We start from the raw sequence: 1,308 nt of genomic DNA on the forward strand, positions 1-1,308 counted from the left end.
TCGCACGCCGACACCGGCCGCGAACGGCTGCTGCTCATCGAGGCCCTCGCCCAGCGCCAGGGCGACCTGCTCGACGGTTCCGGGCTGGAGTCCGCGCCCGAGGCACTGGCCGTCACGGCCGAACTCGCCGAGACCTTCGACCGGGCCGGCGCACGGCTGCGGGAGCTCGACACCGGGCTGGTCGGCCGGGAGGTCGACCTGCGGTACCTCCAGGAGATCGTCCCCGCGTGCGGCGCGGTCACGCTGGTCGGGCCCGGCGGCGAGGGCAAGACGGCGCTCGCGCGGGAGCTCGCGGCGCGGCTGTCCGCCGAGTACAGCGACCACAGCGCCTTCAGCGGGGTGCTCTTCGTCGAGCTGGGTCCGCTGCCCGCCGACGCGTCCCTCGACACCGCCGCCGAACTGGTGCGGACCGTCCTCGGGGTGGAACGCGACCGCGACGGGGCGCTGCCCGCGGTGCTGCGGGCCGTCAGGACCAGACGGATGCTGCTCGTGCTGGACAACGCCGAACACCTCACCGGCGGGGCGCTGCACGTCATCGAGGAGATCGTCCGGACGGCGCGGACCGCGCACGCGGTCGGCGGCGACGGGTCGGCGCGGATCGTCATCACCTCGCGGGTGCCGCTGGGCACGCCGGGCGAGCAGGTGTGGCGGGTGCCGACCCTCGCGACGACCGCGGCCGTCGAGCTGCTGTACGGGCGGCCCAACGTCGTCGAGACCCCGGTGATGGCCGAGCTGATCGACGCGCTCGGCGGGCTGCCGCTCGCCATCGAGCTGGCCGCCGCGCGGCTGCGGACCCTGGGGCCCGAGCAGCTCGCCGTCCGGCTCGACGACCGGTTCCGGGTGCTGACCGGCGGTTCGCGGATCGCGCTCCCCCGCCACCAGACGCTGCGCGCGGTGATCGACTGGAGCTGGAACCTGCTGGCCGCCGACGAGCGGACCGTCCTGCGCAGGCTCGCGATCTTCGCGGGCGGCGCGACCCTGGAGGCCGCGGAACAGGTCTGCGCCGACGGCGCCGACCTCCTCGACCTGCTCGACGCCCTCGCCGACAAATCCCTGGTCACCGTCACCGAGGACGGCCGGTACCGGCTCCTGGAGACCATCCGCGCCTACGGTCTGGAACGCCTGGCCGAATCCGGCGAACGCGACCGGATCCGCGCCGCCCACGCCGCCCACTTCACCGAGCTGATCGAACGGGCCGACCCGGCGCTGCGCGCCGCCGACCAGCTCACCTGGCTCGTCCGGCTGGCCGCCGACCACCACAAACTCACCGCCGCGCTGCGCGGCGGGATCGCCGCGGCCGACGCCATC

1 protein-coding gene is annotated in these 1,308 nt (G+C 75.2%); it reads left to right on the plus strand.

Going from position 1 to position 1,308, the window contains the following annotated elements; translation table 11 throughout:
* The coding region (locus ACYVE7_RS34200; protein WP_460370745.1) for an ATP-binding protein at window positions 1–1,308 on the plus strand (1,308 nt) is incomplete at both ends.

Source organism: Actinocorallia lasiicapitis (assembly GCF_054778695.1).